Origin of the sequence: Arthrobacter sp. A5, assembly GCF_051131705.1 — a bacterium.
Taxonomy (GTDB): Bacteria; Actinomycetota; Actinomycetes; order Actinomycetales; family Micrococcaceae; genus Arthrobacter_M.
Map to the genome: position 1 here is coordinate 4,042,599 of NZ_CP180316.1, position 17,733 is coordinate 4,060,331.

Sequence of the window (17,733 nt, forward strand, 5' to 3'; positions counted from 1 at the left end):
GCGCAGAAGCCTAGCACGCACGGCGGGTGGCCGGCGGGAGCCAGCTGTCCCGCCTCCTTAATGCTCCCTGATGGAATTGGCTGAACTTCCGCGGAGGCAAAGAAAGAGGTAAGGCCTGCAAAAGCGCTCGTGCGTTCCTCTCGCTCGGCACAATCTGGACCACGGTACTGCCCCCTTCTGGTTCCCCCTTCCAGAAAAGTCAATGCCGCTACCGGCCTTCAATCAACCGTGCCTGCCGGACAATGCGACCCTCCGTCGAAAAGCCGGCGCCGTCATTTGTCGTCGTCCATGCCTATCCAGTCAGCTCAGCTCTTCGGAGTGGGTGGTTTGGCCGCGATCACCACGACCCCGCGGAATGGGTGCCGAAACTCCACAATCGACCTCGGAAAATCAGGACGAGCCATAATCGTCACGCAAGCTGAGTCAGCCGGATAGGCACGGTCGTCGCCAATTGTTCTCGTCGTCGGCGCGGCCGCTAGTCTGCGGGCTGCGAGTCCCGCCACTGGTCGATTTCGTCGAGCAGCGTGCTGCTCCGTTCGGCGCCCAGGAACGCTGAACGAACGGAATTTGCGGCCAGCTGTGCCAGTTGTTCCGTGCCCAATCCGAAGGTCCCTGTCAGCTGCGCGAAATTGTCGTCGAGATACCCGCCGAAGTAGGACGGATCATCGGAATGGACGGAAACGTTGAGCCCGCGGGCGAGCATCCGGGGCAGCGGGTGGTCAGCCAGCGTGTCCACCGAACGTAACCGCACGTTGGACAGCGGGCATACCGTCAGCGGGATCTGCTCGGCCACCAGCCGCTGCACCAGAACTTCGTCCTCCAGGGCCCGGATGCCATGATCGATCCGGGCCACACCGAGCAGGTCCAGTGCCTCCCAGATATAGCCGGGTTCCCCTTCCTCCCCAGCGTGTGCCACGCATTTGAGCCCGGCCGCGTGGGCGCGCGCGAAAACTGCCGTGAATTTAGACGGCGGGTGTCCCACTTCGGCCGAGTCCAGTCCAATCCCAATGATCGGCGCGTCCATCGCGATCAGCTGCTCGAGCACGCCAAGGGCCTCTTCGGCGGGCCGGTCCCGCAGGAATGCCGCAATCAGCGACGTGCTCATGCCATTTCGGGCCTCGCTGTCGCGCAGCGCCGCGGCGACGCCGTTGATGCAGGTTTCCAGCGGCACCCCGCGGACCAGATGCGCCTGCGGATCGAGGAAAATTTCCGCATGCCGCACCCCTGCGGCATGGGCCCGGGCGAGGTATGCGCTAGTCATGTCCGCGAAGTCCTGCTCCGTCCGCAGTACCGCCATGTTGGCGTAATACAGGTCCAGGAACGATTGCAGGTCGGTGAATTCGTACTGCTTCCGAAGGTCCTCGACATCCCGGTACGGCAGCACAATAGCATTACGGCGGGCCAGTTCGAAGATCAACTCGGGCTCGAGCGTGCCTTCGATGTGCAGGTGCAGCTCGGCGGTGGGCAAACGGGACATACGGGCCTTTCCGGCGATGTAGGCATGCCGCACCGGCAGCCTTTCCATGCAACAGCATACGGACCCCTCCGCCGGCCCCCAAAGATCATGCCTGACCGAACCCGTCCCGCTCTCATCACCTGCCCGCCGGACGCTACCCGAAGGCGCCCGTCGGTGCATCTTGACACGGGAGTAAACTGGGCCGATCCGAGTGGTTGCACGATCTTCCGGAGGCATTCATGAGTCAGACAACAAGCCCCTACTCAATCTGGCGGCGCAAACCTGTTCAAGAAGTCGACGATGAGAAAGGCGGCGGACTGCTGAGGAGCCTTGGGCTGTGGCAGCTCACGGCGATCGGCGTCGGCGGCATTATCGGCGTGGGCATCTTCACGCTTGCCGGTGTGGTGGCGCACGGCGACAGCGCCAATCCCGGCGTCGGACCCGCCGTCGTTATCTCCTTTTTGGTCGCCGGCCTGGCCAGCGGCGCCGCGGCCCTCTCGTACGCCGAATTTGCGGGCATGATCCCCAGGGCTGGCTCCGCCTATACCTACGGTTACGTTGCCCTGGGCGAGCTTATCGGCTGGTTCATCGGCTGGGACCTGCTGCTTGAATATATTGCGATTGTGGCCGTCGTAGCCATCGGGATCTCCGGCTATTTCAGTGCGTTCATGAGCGGGATCGGGGTTCAGGTCCCGGACTGGATCTCCAGCGCCTGGACCCCCGACACCCCCCACGGCATCATTAATCTGCCCGCCATCGTTGTCTGTCTGCTGGTGACATGGATCCTCAGCCGCGGCTCGAAGAGCTTCGGCCGGTTTGAGCTGGTGGCCGTGGCGGTGAAGGTGCTGCTGATTTTAGGCATCATCGGGATCGGCATGTTCCACCTTAACGGCTCGAACTTCGTCCCCTTTATGCCCACCAGTTTTGGGCCGGTCCTCGGAGGCGCGGCAACCGTCTTTTTCGCCGTCTTCGGTTATGACGCAATGAGCACCGCTGCGGAAGAAGCCACGGACGCCAAGAAACATATGCCCAAGGCGATTATTCTCTCGCTGGTGATCGCGATGATTCTCTACGTGCTGGCGACCCTGGTGCTCACGGGGATGCAGAAGTACACCGAGCTCAACCCGAACAGCGCTTTCGCCTCCGCTTTCGATTCCGTGGGACTGCCCACAATCGCCACCATCATTGCCGGCTTCGCCGTTATTTCCATCCTGACCGTGATGCTGACCTTCCTGCTGGGGGTGACCCGGGTCTGGTTCGCGATGAGCCGTGATGGCCTGTTGCCCAAATGGTTTTCCCAGACGGACAAGAAACGTGTCCCACAGCGGGTTACCTGGATTGCCGGCGGTGCCTCCGCGGTGCTGGCCGGGGTGCTCCCCATCCGGCTTGTTGCCGACCTGACCAATATCGGCATCCTGGCGGCCTTCGTGGTGGTCTGCGTGGCGGTCATCGTCCTCCGCCGTACCAAGCCGGATGAACCCCGCACCTTCAGGCTCCCCTTCATGCCCGTCGTGCCCGCCTTCGGTGTCATCGCGTCCGCTTTCCTGATTACCCAGCTGCACTGGGAGACCTGGCTGCGGTTCGTGATCTGGCTGCTGATCGGTCTGGTCATCTACTTTCTCTACGGCCGCAAGCACTCGCTGATGAATCCGGACAGCCCGCGGCACGCTACCGAGGCGGCCACCCGAACACCCGCCGGGTAGTCTGAAGCCATGCGTAAAAAAGCCGACCGGGCCGATCTGGTCTTCCAGTTCGTTAGCTTTGCCCTAGTTTGTCTGGCCCTGTCGGTGCTGCCGTGGCCCTTTCCGGTCAAAATTGCCGCCGCCTTCGGGCTCTCCCTGCTGCTCTCGGCGGTCTACACCAGCGCGCGGCGAAGGAACCGGCGCAGGAGAGCCGAGCCGAAAAGGATGCGCGTGATCAGCATCGAAAGCGTGGAGGACTAACCCGGTGGACGTCATCCGCTACAGCGAACTCAGGCCGTCCCGTTGGGCCAACGGAGGCGGTGTGACGCGCACGGTCGCCGCCTCCCCGTCCAGCGGCAGCAACTGGGACTGGCGCATCAGCATCGCGGAGGTCAGCCATGCGGGTCCGTTTTCCCCGCTGCCGGGCATCGACCGCATAGTCACTGTGATTGACGGTGATCTGCTGATGCTGGAGGTCGACGGCGACGAGCACCTGTTGGAGAAATACCGACCGTTCCGCTTCTCCGGGGACAGCGCCACCGACGCCGCCCTGCCGACGGGCAACGTGATGGATCTGAGCGTGATGACGCGGCGCGGCGGTTTCAAGGCTTACACCACCATCATCGAGCTCTCCCGGAAACGCCCGCACCCGGTCTTCGCCGGCCAGCATGCCGTCCTGCTGCAGGGCGATGCAACCACGACGGCTGGTGGCCCGGCCGCGGCAACCACCAGCGGAACCGGGGGCGTGGCACTGTCCCGCTTTGACGCCGTCGCCGGTTCCGACGCGGCGCCCGAGCTGACTGGCCGCGGCTTTCTGGCTATTGTGAGCATCGCCGCCGCAGAACAGTAAACCGCCACCAAAGTACGGAAACAGTTCTTAACACACGGCCAGCGCCAGGGTTCGAAATGGCGCTCCGCGCCTTCGATGTCAGCGCGGGAGGCTGCCAATGATGACGGTGGCAGCCAGCTCGTCGGATTCGACCACCCGCGGGAGCAGCCCGCAGCGGGTAAAAATACCTACGGTGCGTGGCGCTTGACGCTCGCTGCATTCGACCAGCAGATGGCCTTCGGGCGCCAGCCACAATGGCGCGGCAGCCCCCACCCGCCGCTGCACGTCAAGCCCGTCCCCGCCGCCGTCGAGCGCCGCCCGTGGTTCGTGGATCCGCGCTTCCGGTGGCATCATCCCGATCTCCCCGGTCGGGACATAGGGCGCATTGACGACCAGAACGTCGACGCAGCCCCGCAGCGCAGGCGGAAGGGGCTCAAAAAGATCACCTTCGAACACCTGACCACCGACGGCGGTGATGTTGCGGCGGGCGCACCGGACCGCGGCGGGATCGATGTCGGCGGCGTATATCCGGGCGCTCGGAGCGGCGGCGGCCAGTGCCGCGCCTATCGCGCCGGAGCCGCAGCAAAGGTCGACGACGACGGCTTCGGGCCCGGACAACGCGAAGGCCTGCTGGACGAGGAACTCGGTGCGGCGGCGAGGCACAAAAACACCCGGATCCACTGCGATCCGCAGGCCGCAGAACTCTGCCCAGCCGAGTATGTGCTCCAGCGGCAGGCCGGCTACCCGCCGGTCCACCATGCTGTCGAGATCTGCGGGCGTCAGCGCGGCGGAAAGGAGAAGTTTCGCCTCATCTTCGGCATAGACGCACCCGGCGGCCCGAAGCCTCCTGATGATGGCGACTGAGGAGGAAGAAGGCGGCAGAGGAGACGGGGAAGCTGACAATGGAGTGCCTTTCGGTGTGCCCTGGCGCCCTCCTGCGTCACCTGCGCGGGGTGAACCACACGTCCGCGATGCGGAGGCGCCCGAGCTGATACAGCAGTAATCGCTCTCACCTCCTCGGCGCTTAACGCTGGAAACAACGTAGCGCTACATAGTGCGGCAAGCAACTGTGCCAGCCGACCCGGGGAGAGCCCCACTGACACGGGGCCCGTGCTCGGCGGATTTTTCCATCGATTAGGATGCCGGCGAACCCTGTACCAATTTGCTGGATGAGTTTGCCTGCGGTATCTGGTACCTCGGCGAGGCCACGGACATGCCGGCGGCCCTATAAATGCAGTCGGAGATCAGTGCGGCGTTCGCCACAACGGAACGGCTGACAGAGGGCGGTCCCGACGCCATTATGTCCTTCGACGTGGATGGTCATCGGAAGCGGATCAACGGGTCGCTTTCGCGGGTCAGTGATCTCGCCCGTGCCGGCGGCCGCGCCCGCGTTAATGCCAGCGCCCCTCGAAGGCCCGGTTCAGGGCCCTTCCCGCCGCCGATCTGATCGGAGCGGACCTGCAGCGGCCGCACAGTTAAATGGCCGAGCAGCCGGCGAAAAGGTACCTGAAAATACCTGTCGCCAGCTGCCCGTCCGGGATGAAACCTGCCCGCTTAGCGGCTGCGGCGCTGGTTCGACGCCGGGGCCGAGGCGCGGCGGGGACCAGCTCCGCGTGCCGTTCGATCGGAGCCGCCGCCCTTATAGCTGCCGGTTGAGGTTCCCCCAGTGGTGGAGGACCAGACCTGGGCCGATCCTTGGGCACGAGGGGCAGTGCCGCGCTGACTTGCGGCATTCTGCCCCGCACCCGAACGGCCGGCAGCCCGCGGCGCATCATTGCGGTGCGATGCTGCCTGCGGAGCGCGCTTAGGGCCGCGTGCAACGTCACCGGCGCCCTCGGCGCGGGCCGGACGACGGTTCTCGCTGCCAAACCGGGGTGCCTGTGTCTGTTCCTTGCGGCGGTCCTCACGGTTGCTCGATTCGGGGGCTCCGGCGTAAACCCTGCCGCGTTCACCGCGACCTCCCCGACCGCCGGCGGCCGGGGCGCCCTGACCGGATCGGCGTGCGCGTTTGCGCTCGGCATTGGCACCGGTGGACTCACCGCCGCCCTGCTGACCGGTCTTGCCCGCCTGCAGAGCGGCACGGGTGCGCGGGTCGACCTTACCGGCAACCTCACCCACGAGCGTGGCAATCAGCGGGTGGCTGGCGGTGACGCGCTCAAAGGAGACGTCGACGCCGGCTGCCTTCATCAGTTTCTTGACGTCGGACTGCTGCTCCGGCAGCGTGATGGTCACAACGGTTCCATCGGATCCGGCCCGTGCCGTACGGCCCGAGCGGTGCAGATAGGCCTTGTGCTCGGTGGGCGGGTCGACATGGATCACTAGTTCGACGTCGTCGACGTGCACGCCGCGGGCGGCCACATCGGTGGCGACAAGCACACGCACCTCACCGGAGGAGAACTCCGCCAGGTTGCGGTCACGGGCGTTTTGCGACAGGTTCCCGTGCAGGTCGACGGCGGGAATGCCGGCGTCGGTCAGCGTCTTGGCCAGCTTGCGGGCGTGGTGCTTGGTGCGCATGAACAGCAGACGGCGGCCGGCTCCGGAAGCCAACTCCACGATTAGCTGCTTCTTGACCGTTTGGTCGCCAACCACCAGAACATGGTGTTCCATGGTGCTCACGGACGCCTTGGGATCATCGACCGAGTGCGTCAACGGGTTGCTGAGGTAACGCTGGACGATCTTGTCCACGCCATTGTCGAGCGTGGCGGAAAACAGCAGGCGCTGGCCATCCTTCGGCGTGGTGTCCAGGAGCCGCTTGACCACCGGCAGGAAGCCGAGGTCCGCCATGTGGTCGGCCTCGTCCAGCACGGTGATTTCGACCGCTTCCAGGGTGACCAGGCGCTGCTTCATCAGGTCTTCAAGCCGGCCCGGGCAGGCGATGACGATGTCGACGCCGGCCCTGAGTGCACGCTCCTGGCGCTGCTGGGAGACACCTCCGTAGATCACGGTGGTCGTGAGGCCCATTTCCTTGGCCAGCGGCTCAATCGTGTTGTTCAGCTGGGTGGCCAGCTCGCGGGTTGGTGCCAGGACCAGGCCCAACGGGCGGCCCGGTTTCCGGCGGTAGGCGGCTTCGGCCTCGGCCTCGGCCAGGCGCGCTACCAGCGGAAGGGCAAAGGCAATGGTCTTACCGGAGCCGGTGCGGCCGCGGCCCAAGACATCCCGGCCTGCCAGCGTGTCCGGAAGGGTCTTGACCTGGATCGGAAACGGCTCCTCGATCCCTTTGGCGGCGAGGGAAGCGGCAAGGACCTTGGGCACACCAAGGCTGGAGAACGTAGTCATAGGAGATAGTTGCTTTCGGTTCGGCATAAATACGATGCCCTGCGCCGGCCGGCGCAGGGATTCGCCGAAGAAATGTCAGAAAATGTCTACCGCAGACCATGCACCGGGCCCGGCATATGCGGGCTCATCTGAAATCATGGAAAATAACTTGCGGGACTGGATCAACGCGTTCATCGACGCATGAAGGGCGCTAAGGCGCTTCAAGTGCCTTCAGTCTATCAGGCCACCGACTCAAGTCCTGCCAAATCGGACGGACCTCCCGGCAGCACGACGGCGCCCGTTGCCGTACGTCGGAGGCAAGCCGCCACCCCACCCGCTTTGGCGAGTTCAGAATCACAGTGCTTTCCACAATTTCCAGTTCCGGAATCCGCTCGGCCATGGCCACCTCTGCGCTCATCATGTCCTCCGCCGGATGCAGCCACATCAGCACGAGAAAGTTGGCGGAACGAGCGCAGGATCCGCGCAACCTCATCATGGCGCGCCGCGGGAACCCTGCCGGTCCACTCGCAGCTGGCAGGATAGCCGGAATAACCCTGCGCCGGCTCGCACCGAGAGGAGAGCAGGCCGCTGGCCAGCAGCGGGTTAAGCTGCCGACCCCACCGTGGACGGGTATCCGCAAAGACCTGACATAGCCGACGACGGCGGCGGGCACGCCAGGACCGCCCACGGCGGCGGCACTGCCGCGCTCCTGCGTCGGGTGCCGCCGTCGTCGTCCTCCCTGCGCGCTCTGCGTTGCAACCGCCGTCCCGGCCAGACGTTCCGAAGGGCCGGGCGGCGGCCCGAACAGCCGGGCAGGCCGCCCCCCGTGGCCTGCGGCCGGTATTCTGGAGGCAATGAGCGAATTCCCAGAAGCAGCCCGCGCATCCCTTCCGCGCGCTGTGACACCCGGCAGCCAAGCCTCGCACGGAACCTATCAGGCCCAGCCCGTTTCCTTTGTACGCCGTGGCACACGGCTGCAGGGACGGCGCGAGCGGGCTTGGCAGGAATACGAAAAAACCTACGCCATCGACGTTCCCCGGCATGTGGCGGATACTTCAGTACACCCGGACTTCGTCTTTGCTGCCGAGGACACCTTCGGCCGCCGCGCGCCGTTGATCGTGGAGATCGGATCCGGGCTAGGCGACGCCGTCGTCTTTGCCGCTGAGCAGAACCCGGACAAGGATTTTCTGGCCGTGGAGGTCTATCTCCCCGGGCTGGCGCAGACCCTGCTGAAGGTCGCGTCACGGGGGCTCACTAACGTCCGCGTTGTCCAAGCCAATGCACCCGAAGTGCTCAGCACCATGCTGCCGGCGGGGTCCGTGAGCGAAGTCTGGGTGTTCTTCCCCGATCCGTGGCACAAAACCAAACACAACAAGCGCCGCATGGTCAAGGAAACCTTCGCCCCGCTGGTCTCCCGGGTCCTGCAGCCGGGCGGTCTCTGGCGGTTGGCGACGGACTGGTCCGATTACGCCCGGCAAATGCGCGAGGTTCTCTCGACCTCCGAGGACTTCGCCAACGTCCACGACGGGGAACGAATTGGAGCAGATAGCCCGCTTACTCAGTCCAGGACGACGGCGGTCGACTGCGACCGATCCGATGAGCCGGACACCGAGGGCGGGTGGGCGCCGCGCTTCGCCGGTCGGATCCTGACCGGATTCGAGAATAAGGCGCAGCTGGCAGGGCGGACTGTTTTCGATCTGACTTTCCGGCGCCTGTAGCTGGCTTCACAGGTGGCTGGCCTTCCCTGCACATCGTTGCGGAGGCCCGCGGTTGCGCACATTGTCCGGGGCCGGCTTAGCCCGGTGCCATCGGCGGCCTAGCCTCGGAGCATGAGAGCACACAGAGCGATTGCGCAAATGGCTACAGCGGAGCGACCCCGCGAAAGGCTCCGGCGTGTGGGTGTGCGCAGGCTTCGCGACGCGGAGCTGCTGGCCGTGATCATCGGGTCCGGACTGCCGGGCTGCAGCAGCCTGGAACTGGCCGCCCGGATCCTGAAAAAGACGTCGGGAGCCGCGGCCCTCACCGAGGTCACCGTGGAGCAGCTCCTGGAGGTGGATGGCGTAGGGCCAGCGCTTGCCATGCGGATAGTAGCAGGCTGTGAACTCACCCGGAGGGCACTTTCCCGAGGCCGACAAGACTGGCCGCGGCCCAATCCCCTGCCCGCTGCAATGGACCCCTACGGTAGCTGAGCGGCCACCGGCATTTCTTTCTGTGGGTGGTCGTCGCGGAGGTCACCAGCGGCCGCGTGGAGGCCTTCCGGCGTAACTCCTTCGGCAACTGAGCGAAGTCCGGCACTTCATGCTGTGAGCTGTAGACCACCACCGCGGGCGAGCGGAGACTTGGGCGCCACCCTCTTTTGCCGTCATAGGTGGTTCATCAGTTTCGCCGGCGACCCCGGGCGGGAAACCGGGAAACCGGGAAATCGGCAACAGGGAAATAAGTTAGCCCCGCTCAAGAGGTTATCCCCAACCCAAATGTGTACTATTATTCTCCTCCGTCAGCGCGTATTATGGTATACATGTTCGATACATTGAGTTCCGGTTCCGCAGGGTCCGCACACAACGCGGCCGGCACACCCCCGGCTTCGACCCTCGGCACTGCCCACTCGGGCGCCCGAGCTGCCGCCGGAGCGGGTGCTCGCTCGGGCGCCGCTTCCGCGGGCGCCGGTCCTGTTGCTGCCGGTCCTGTTGCTGCCGGTCCTGTTTCTGCCGGTCCTGTTTCTGCCGGTCCTGTTGTTGCTGGTCGGGTTGGGATGATTGCGGGGTGGATCACTGTTTTGGCGGGGATGGATCCCGAGGACGGGGATGACGGGGAGCGGATCGGGTTGCTGCGGGTGATGGAGGACCTCAAATCCGCTGCCTGCGCGGGGCAGGCCCGTACCGCTGCCGCGTTCGACGCGTCCCAGCGCCGGGCGCAGGCCGGGGCGGGTATCCCGGCCGCGGAGCTGGGCAAGGGCATCGGGGGGCAGATCGCGTTGGCGCGGCGGGAATCCCCGCAGCAGGGAAACCGGCTGCTGGGCCTGGCCCGGATCCTCGTGACCGAGATGCCGCACACCCTCACGGCCCTGAGCAGCGGGCTGCTCAATGAGTGGCGGGCGGTACTGCTGGCCCGGGAGACCGCGTGCCTGAGCGCCGATGACCGGCGCACCGTTGATGCCGGGCTCGCCGCCGACACCGGGGCGCTGGCGGGGATGGGGAACAACAAGCTCGTCAACGAGGCCAAACGGGCCGCGTACGCCCTTGACCCGCAGTCCGTCACCGCGCGGAACGCGAAGGCCGAAAACGACCGGCACGTCAGCTGCCGGCCCGCGCCGGACACCATGACGTACCTGACCGGGCTGCTCCCCGTCGCTCAGGGCGTGGCCGTGTACGCGGCACTGGCGAGGGAAGCGGATTCCCTGCGCGCGTCCGGAGACGGACGCGGACGCGGGCAGATCATGGCCGACACCCTCGTCCACCGCGTCACCGGTACCCCCGGCGGGATCACCGGCGTTGAGATCCAACTCGTCATGACAGACCGGACCCTCTTCCAGGGCGACAGCGAACCGGCCTACCTCCCCGGCTACGGCATCGTCCCCGCGCAATGGGCCCGGAACCTCACCCGCCGCACCCACACCAACAGACCCACCAACAGACCCACCAAACCCGGTGGATCCGCCGGCAGCTCCGGCGGGGAGATGCCGGACGCGGCGATGCCGGATGAACCGGGGATCCGGGTGTCGCTGCGCAGACTGTTCACCGCCCCGGGGACCGGGCAGCTCGTCGGCATGGACGCGAGGTCCAGGTTCTTCCCGCCGGGACTGCAGCGCCTCATCCGGACCAGGGACCAGACCTGCCGGACCCCCTACTGCGACGCGCCGATCCGGCACGCGGACCACATCATGCCACACAACCGCAAAGGCGCCACCAGCGAAATCAACGGGGAGGGAACATGCGAACGCTGCAACCTCGCCAAGGAAGCGCCCGGCTGGTCCTCCATCCCACGACCCGGACCCCGCCATACCGTCCAAATCACCACCCCCACCGGACACACCTACCAATCCACCGCACCCGCCCTACCCGGCACCACACGAACGGGAGCCGGCCGGCCGGGAACGAGAACCACCGCCAAGAGAAAGAAATACTTCCGCCAAGTCGTACCCGGCCGATTCTCGTCGCCCTAATCCCGGGTCCCACCGCCGGAACACACCTCAGGCGCGGGACCGACAAACTTGCATAGCCCGACCTGAGCCGTCAAATCTGTTCCGTCAATCTGGTAGGTTAATGGAATTTTCTAATGGGACTTTCGAATGCTGTATGGCTCCGTGCGTGAGGGGCCCTTACCGCGTTACACGGCTACCGCTGGGTCGGGCTGCTTCTGCCAGGGCCACCGTCCGGTAATTTCCAACTCCAGGGAAAAACTGAGGAACGTACGAATAATCACGATGACGGCCAGCACCCCCACGCTGGTAAACGTCGGGGTCACTGCGACGGTCCGGATAATGTCTGCGGCCACCAGCAGCTCAAGACCCAGCAGAATGGACCTCCCGAGGAGTTGACGGTACGCCGTGTACAGGGATAGCTTGCCGGCCACTGCCACCCGCTTTGGCCGGTAGCCGCGCAGGGCCAACGGAAAAGATACCAATGCCCCAACGATCATGACGGCCACTCCGGCAGCGTCCAGATACTGTCCGGCGGCTTCGATAATGCGTTGAAAATCCATGACGTCCTCTCAATCCAAGTCAACTCCACGCGGGTCGGGCCACTTTGTCTGGCTCAGCGGCCGAACAACGCAGGCCGCGGCTGCGATGCGGGTCCTGCCGCCGCCTAAGATTGAACAGTAGAGGTCTGGTCTTCAGATCCCCTAAATAATCTGCAGGAAGTCTATTCAGTGACGTTTCCCCCCGCCGGCTCTTCGGAACTGGTTACCCGGGCCGCCGGAATCAATGAACAATCCGCCGCTGCCGGATTTGATTATTTCAGGTCAGACCGCGTCGCCGGGATCGAATTCGAACCAGGCACGGGGTTGCTGCGAGGCGAGGTAGCCGGAACCACCGTATATAACGCCACAGCCAAACTCGTCCACGGAGTTGATGGGGCATGGTCCTGCACCGGGGGTATCTGCAGCTGCCCCGTCCGGCAGAACTGCAAGCACGTCGCGGCGCTTCTCTTCGCCGGCGAAGACGATCCATTCATCGGAGCGCTGCTCGGCGCCCGCGCTACCGCGCCCCCTAGCGGCACCACTGCAACGGGGGAATCGTCCGGCTGGGAGGAGGCGCTGCAGAATCTGCTTCCGACGAGGGCGATCACCCCGCAGGATGACCGGCCACCGCTCGCCCTGCAGTTTGAAATTGAACAGCCCGTCCCACAGTTCTCACCGGCCGGCCGCCGAGGCATCAGCGGATACCGGGACAAGAGTCCCAGCAAGCCACAGCTCAATGTCCGTCCCGTTGCAATGGGTGCCAAGGGCAAATGGCTCCGCACCGGCATCGGCTGGAGCACTCTGAATTATCTGAACTTCGGTCGCAAGTTCAACGAAAGCCATTTGGATTGGCTGATCGAATTCCTCGGCTCGCACTCCCCCGTGCTCCACCATCAGGGCGCGGTGCCACCGTGGCTGTCGCTTAACACCTTTGCCGGCAGGAACCTGTGGATACTCTTGTCCGAGGCCAAGGGCATAGGGCTGAACTTGGTTCATAGCCGCGGCTCGATGGAGCCCATCCGCGTCCTTGACCATACCGCCGTCGTCCAACTGAATCTGAGCCGTCCTGAGGACGGCGGCCTCGATCTCGGCGCTCTCGTCGTCGTCGGTGGCAGCCCCGTCGCTCCGGCCATCGTGGGTTCCATCGGCAGGCCGGCCCACGGGCTGTTCTATGCCGACGACGACGGGCTCCTGCCCGATACCTCTGTCCAGAACGCGCCGGACGCCATAGTTCCTGGCATCATCACTCTCGCCCCGCTGGAATCCCCGTCCTCCGAACAGCTGTTGGATTTCGTGACCGGTGCAGCCAAGGTTCGAATCCCGGCCCAGGATGAGGAACGGTTCCTGACGCAATTTTATCCGCAGCTCAAGCGCGCAGCGGATGTGGTCTCCGCCGACCATTCAGTGGATTTGCCGGCGTTGTCGGCGCCCACTCTTTCATTGCTGGCCAACTTTGGGCAGGATCACTCACTTCGGCTGCATTGGGAGTGGCACTATGCGGCAGGGACCCGCGTGAGCGCACGGCCGTTGTGGGGGCGCCCGGAGGATTCGGGGTCCCGGGATGAGGTGGCGGAGGCCCGCATTCTGGTAGCGGTCGGGGAACCATGGTCGGTTGTGCCGCCGATGGGCGAATCAGCCAATAGCCTATGGGGCGAACCCCGGCTGAGTGCGGCCGTCACGCTCCAGGGCCTGCACACGCTGGCCTTCACCGAGAAGGTGCTGCCGGCGCTGGCGCTCCTGCCCGGTGTCGAGGTCGAGACGGTCGGGGAAATAGCCGACTATAGGGAAGCCGTGGAGGCGCCCGTGGTCAGTATCTCCACCACCGCAACCAACGACCGTGACTGGTTCGATCTGGGCATTGTGATCACGCTTGAAGGCGAGCCGGTGTCCTTCTCCGATGTCTTTTCCGCCTTGGCGGCAGGCCATACGCGGATGCTGCTGCCCGGCGGTGCCCATTTTTCGCTGGATCTCCCCGAACTTCTTAAACTGCGCGAACTCATCGATGAGGCTCGCGGCCTGCAGGACAGCACCGCCGGTGAGCTGACTATCAGCCGCTTCCAGGCCGGGCTGTGGGACGAGCTAACGCAGCTGGGGCTCGTGGATCAGCAGGCGGCGGCGTGGCGCAGCTCTGTTGAGGGACTACTGCGCGGGGCTGACACGGAACCGCTGCCGGCACCGGAAGCCCTTAACGCCATATTGCGTCCGTACCAGCTTGAGGGGTACAACTGGCTCAGTTTTCTCTTCAACAGCGGTCTGGGCGGCGTCCTGGCCGATGACATGGGACTGGGGAAAACCGTTCAGACGCTCGCCCTTATCTGTGCAGCCAAAGAGGAGAAGCCGGACTCGGCACCGTTCCTGGTCGTGGCACCGACCAGCGTGGTGGGTAACTGGCAGGCCGAGGCCTTGCGCTTTGCCCCCGGGCTGAGGACCTCGGCGATAGGGGAAACGTTCGCCAAGAGCCGGCTCAACGCCGGAGATTTCTTTGCCGCCGCCGACATCGTCGTGACCTCCTATGCGCTGTTCCGGATCGACTTCGAATCCTACGCTTCCCATCCCTGGGCGGGGCTGATCCTGGACGAGGCGCAGTTCGTGAAAAACCATCAGTCCAAGGCCTATCAGTGCGCCCGCAAGCTGGCTGCCCCTTTCAAACTGGCCATCACCGGCACGCCGCTGGAAAACAATTTGATGGAACTCTGGACGCTGACCTCGATAGTGGCGCCGGGCCTGTTCCCGAGCCCCAAACGTTTCGCCGAGTTTTATCAAAGACCGATCGAAAAATCCGGGAGCCCGGATCTACTGGCCAAGCTGCGGACCCGCGTGCGGCCTTTGATGCTGCGGCGCACCAAAGAACAGGTCATCAAGGACCTTCCTCCCAAACAGGAGCAGGTGCTCGAGGTAACGCTCAATCCGCGGCACCAGAAGGTCTACCAGACCCATCTGCAGCGCGAACGGCAGAAGATCCTGGGTCTGCTGGAAAACGTTAATAAGCACCGCTTCACCATTTTCCAGTCGCTGACCCTGCTGCGGCAGCTCAGTCTGGACCCGTCGCTGGTGGACGAGGCGCTGGAAGGCGTGCGGTCCAGCAAACTCGATGTCCTCTTTGAACAGCTCGAAGACGTGCTGGAAGAGGGCCACCGGGCACTGATTTTCAGCCAGTTCACCGGGTTCCTCAGCAAGGTCAGGCAGCGGCTCACCACGCAGGGGACCAAGTTCTGTTATCTGGACGGCAGCACGCGGAACCGGGGCGCGGTCGTCGACGAGTTCAAACGGGGCACGGCGCCGCTGTTCCTGATCAGCCTGAAGGCCGGCGGGTTCGGGCTGAACCTGACCGAGGCCGACTACGTTTTTATCCTGGATCCATGGTGGAACCCCGCGTCGGAGGCCCAGGCTGTGGACCGGACGCACCGGATCGGTCAGGAGAAGAACGTCATGGTGTACCGGCTCGTCGCCAAGGACACGATCGAAGAAAAGGTCATGGCGCTCAAGGCCAAGAAGTCGCAGCTGTTTGCCGACGTTATGAGCGGGGATCCGCTCTCCGGCGGGGCGCTGACCGCAGCCGATCTGGCCGGGCTGTTCAGCGACTAGCCCAAACTTACGACCAGCCCGGGCCGTGACGGTAGTGACGGTAGTAAGGCAACCGGCTAGAGCTGTGGACGCCAGACGACGACGGCCTGGGATCGCGGGCGCGGACGCTGGCCGTGGGTCAGCGTCACCACATCCCCCGCCAAGCCGGCGGCAAATACCCGGGCCGCGTCGCGTCCACGGCGGCGGCGCGCATCGGAGCCGGCGGAGGCCAGCTCTCCGGTCAGTTCTTCGACCCGGGACCGGAGGGCAGCGACCTGGTTTTCCAGTTCGAGGATGCGCTTGATGCCTTCGAGTGAAACTCCCGCCTGGGAAAGCCGCTGTACCTCGCGCAGCGTGTCCACGTCGTGCTGGGAATACCGGCGGGAGCGACCAGGAGCGCGGCTGGGCGAAACGAGCCCCAATCGGTCATATTGTCGCAGCGTCTGGGGGTGCATGTCCGCCAACTCCGCCGCCACCGAGATGACGAAAATCGGGATGCCTGGATCTATGCCCAATGCCCTCTCCTTTCACTTCGACACTCCCGCCTGCCGTTCCCAGGTCCCGCTACAATCGGGCCTTCGCCGCCAGTTCAGACCTCGGATCGCCGTCGGCTGTCGCTTTCGCGAATGCCTTGACCGCTTCTTCGGCTTCCTTGCTGAGCTTCCGCGGGACCGCAACGTCGATGGTGACAAGCAGATCGCCGGAGGTTTTCGCCGTCGTCACGCCCTTGCCTTTGACACGCAGGGTGCGCCCGGATGGCGTCCCCGCGGGAACCCGGAGCTTGACCAGGTCGCCGGCCAGCGTGGGCACCGAGATGTCGGCGCCGAGCGCTGCCTCCGGGAAGGTGACGGGCACGTGGATGCGGATATTGTTGCCGTCGCGCATGAAGAATTCATGGGCCTTAACCTGCACCGTGACCATCAGATCGCCCGGGCCTGCCGCTCCCTGCTGGCCCTTGCCGCGGACGCGGACCTTCTGGCCGTCCTTGATGCCGGCCGGGATCCGCACGTCGATGACCTCGCCGGACGGTTCCCGCAGCCCAATCGTGGTACCGCGGATTGAACCAGCAAAGGAAATCGTGGTGGACGCCGTCCGATCCGCTCCCTTCGTGGGGGGCGGCTGGTACCCGCCGAACCCACCGCCACCGCCGCCGAAGAGATCGGCGAATTCGGGCGGAAGCCCAGAGGCATCGAAGCCCTGCGTCCCGCGACTGCGTGCTCCGCCGCCGCCACGCTGGGCGTTGAAGAGGCCGCCGAAGAGGTCATCGAAGCCGGCTCCTTGGCCGCCCGTTCCCGCGCCGCCGGCGCTGAACCGGGCACCGCCGCCCATGGCCCGGATGGCGTCATACTGTTCGCGGTCCTCGCTGCTGGAAAGCACCGAGTATGCCTCGGAAATATCCTTGAAGGTCTTTTCCGCGGCCGCATCGCCGGGATTGGTGTCCGGGTGGTATTTGCGGGCGAGTTTGCGGTAGGCCTTCTTGACGTCGGCCGCTGAAGCGTCTTTGGAAACGCCCAGGATCTTATAAAAGTCCTTGTCGACCCAATCCTGACTTGCCAAGGCGTCTCCTTTCTAAACATTCGTGGATCGAGTGAGCAGTAGATGCACGAATAGGGGCTCTAAAGGACACCTACTGCTCACTCGATGGTGGTCAGGCCGGTACGGCCACAATAACCTGGGCTGCGCGCAGGACGCGGGCTTCGGTCCGGTAGCCGGCGCGGAGCACCTGGCTGACCGTATCGATCTCGACGTCCTGGCCCGGCTGCTGGATCAATGCCTCATGCACGGTCGGATCGAACGCTACACCGGTTTCATCGATGCGCGTCAGACCATACGTTTTCAACGTGTTCTCCAGCTTGACGGAAATGGACGCGAACGGCCCGTCCGCCAGATCGCCGTGCTGGCGCGCGGCATCGATATCGTCCAGCACCGGCAGCAGCGAGTTCAGGACGCCGACGACGGCCATCTCCCCTGCCACCGCACGGTCGCGCTCCACGCGCTTGCGGTAGTTGACATATTCCGCCTGGAGCCGCAGCAGATCATTCTTCAGCTCCGCGGCCAGCTCGGCTGCAGAGCCCTGAACGACCGATTCCTCGGCGGGCACCTCGACACCGTTGAGAATGTCCTCGGCCTGGGACAGCGCGTCGCCATCGGCAGCCTTGGCCGCCGCGCCAGCGGAGTCTGCCGCGGCCCCCTCTTCGGGGGTCCCGGCCGGCTCGACCGGCGACTGCTCGTTTGCGCTATCCGCATCGTCACCGTGGTTGGCCATG

At 64.9% G+C, this 17,733-nt stretch carries 16 protein-coding genes; 9 read left to right on the plus strand and 7 right to left on the minus strand.

Features of this window, described 5'->3' with window-relative positions; translation table 11 throughout:
* Positions 1 to 475 precede the first annotated feature (475 nt).
* Positions 476 to 1,477: an adenosine deaminase gene (locus ACLLJI_RS19185; RefSeq protein WP_434615736.1), complete on the minus strand. Its 1,002-nt coding sequence runs from the start codon at positions 1,475 to 1,477 to the stop codon at positions 476 to 478.
* A gap of 218 nt (positions 1,478 to 1,695) precedes the next feature.
* Here ACLLJI_RS19185 and ACLLJI_RS19190 point away from each other — a divergent pair, with 218 nt between their 5' ends.
* The 3 genes from ACLLJI_RS19190 to ACLLJI_RS19200 are packed head-to-tail and all read left to right on the plus strand — an operon-like array spanning position 1,696 to position 3,988.
* Positions 1,696 to 3,159, plus strand: coding sequence for an amino acid permease (locus ACLLJI_RS19190; RefSeq protein ID WP_283559057.1), 1,464 nt, complete (start codon positions 1,696 to 1,698; stop codon positions 3,157 to 3,159).
* 9 nt (positions 3,160 to 3,168) lie between these two features.
* Positions 3,169 to 3,399, plus strand: coding sequence for a hypothetical protein (locus ACLLJI_RS19195; protein WP_283559058.1), 231 nt, complete (start codon positions 3,169 to 3,171; stop codon positions 3,397 to 3,399).
* A gap of 4 nt (positions 3,400 to 3,403) precedes the next feature.
* Positions 3,404 to 3,988 (plus strand): HutD/Ves family protein, encoded by a 585-nt coding sequence (locus ACLLJI_RS19200; RefSeq protein ID WP_434615740.1) that lies wholly within the window; start codon positions 3,404 to 3,406, stop codon positions 3,986 to 3,988.
* A gap of 78 nt (positions 3,989 to 4,066) precedes the next feature.
* On the opposite strand, the gene ACLLJI_RS19205 is transcribed toward ACLLJI_RS19200, so the two are convergent.
* On the minus strand, positions 4,067 to 4,870 hold the full coding sequence (locus tag ACLLJI_RS19205; RefSeq protein WP_434615743.1) for a putative protein N(5)-glutamine methyltransferase: 804 nt from the start codon (positions 4,868 to 4,870) through the stop codon (positions 4,067 to 4,069).
* Between the two features lie 328 nt (positions 4,871 to 5,198).
* Between ACLLJI_RS19205 and ACLLJI_RS19210 the strand changes: the two genes are divergently transcribed.
* Positions 5,199 to 5,414 (plus strand): hypothetical protein, encoded by a 216-nt coding sequence (locus ACLLJI_RS19210; protein WP_434615745.1) that lies wholly within the window; start codon positions 5,199 to 5,201, stop codon positions 5,412 to 5,414.
* A gap of 107 nt (positions 5,415 to 5,521) precedes the next feature.
* Here ACLLJI_RS19210 and ACLLJI_RS19215 read toward each other — a convergent pair whose 3' ends face one another.
* Entirely contained in the window at positions 5,522 to 7,243 is a 1,722-nt protein-coding gene (locus tag ACLLJI_RS19215) for a DEAD/DEAH box helicase (RefSeq protein ID WP_434615748.1), read from the minus strand.
* Positions 7,244 to 7,581: 338 nt separating this feature from the next.
* On the opposite strand from ACLLJI_RS19215, the gene ACLLJI_RS19220 reads away from it, so the two are divergent.
* The 4 genes from ACLLJI_RS19220 to ACLLJI_RS19235 all read left to right on the plus strand — a co-directional run bounded on the left by ACLLJI_RS19220 (position 7,582) and on the right by ACLLJI_RS19235 (position 11,384).
* A complete protein-coding gene (locus ACLLJI_RS19220) occupies positions 7,582 to 7,875 on the plus strand; it encodes a hypothetical protein (RefSeq protein ID WP_434615751.1) in 294 nt (97 codons plus the stop codon).
* Positions 7,876 to 8,076: 201 nt separating this feature from the next.
* Entirely contained in the window at positions 8,077 to 8,940 is an 864-nt protein-coding gene (trmB, locus tag ACLLJI_RS19225) for a tRNA (guanosine(46)-N7)-methyltransferase TrmB (RefSeq protein WP_434615754.1), read from the plus strand.
* Between the two features lie 138 nt (positions 8,941 to 9,078).
* Positions 9,079 to 9,411, plus strand: coding sequence for a UPF0758 domain-containing protein (locus ACLLJI_RS19230; protein WP_434615757.1), 333 nt, complete (start codon positions 9,079 to 9,081; stop codon positions 9,409 to 9,411).
* Between the two features lie 563 nt (positions 9,412 to 9,974).
* A complete protein-coding gene (locus ACLLJI_RS19235) occupies positions 9,975 to 11,384 on the plus strand; it encodes a DUF222 domain-containing protein (protein ID WP_434615760.1) in 1,410 nt (469 codons plus the stop codon).
* Positions 11,385 to 11,548: 164 nt separating this feature from the next.
* Here ACLLJI_RS19235 and ACLLJI_RS19240 read toward each other — a convergent pair whose 3' ends face one another.
* Complete coding sequence (locus ACLLJI_RS19240; RefSeq protein WP_434615763.1) at positions 11,549 to 11,923, minus strand: DUF1622 domain-containing protein; 375 nt, start codon at positions 11,921 to 11,923, stop codon at positions 11,549 to 11,551.
* A gap of 168 nt (positions 11,924 to 12,091) precedes the next feature.
* Here ACLLJI_RS19240 and ACLLJI_RS19245 point away from each other — a divergent pair, with 168 nt between their 5' ends.
* Positions 12,092 to 15,487, plus strand: coding sequence for an SNF2-related protein (locus tag ACLLJI_RS19245; RefSeq protein ID WP_434615766.1), 3,396 nt, complete (start codon positions 12,092 to 12,094; stop codon positions 15,485 to 15,487).
* A 56-nt stretch (positions 15,488 to 15,543) separates the two neighbouring features.
* On the opposite strand, the gene ACLLJI_RS19250 is transcribed toward ACLLJI_RS19245, so the two are convergent.
* From ACLLJI_RS19250 to ACLLJI_RS19260, 3 genes are all read right to left on the minus strand, one after another.
* Complete coding sequence (locus ACLLJI_RS19250) at positions 15,544 to 15,981, minus strand: heat shock protein transcriptional repressor HspR (RefSeq protein ID WP_434615770.1); 438 nt, start codon at positions 15,979 to 15,981, stop codon at positions 15,544 to 15,546.
* Between the two features lie 49 nt (positions 15,982 to 16,030).
* Positions 16,031 to 17,023, minus strand: coding sequence for a DnaJ C-terminal domain-containing protein (locus tag ACLLJI_RS19255; RefSeq protein ID WP_283558647.1), 993 nt, complete (start codon positions 17,021 to 17,023; stop codon positions 16,031 to 16,033).
* Positions 17,024 to 17,114: 91 nt separating this feature from the next.
* Positions 17,115 to 17,732, minus strand: a complete 618-nt coding sequence (locus tag ACLLJI_RS19260) for a nucleotide exchange factor GrpE (protein ID WP_283558646.1) — start codon at positions 17,730 to 17,732, stop codon at positions 17,115 to 17,117.
* Position 17,733: the final 1 nt, after the last annotated feature.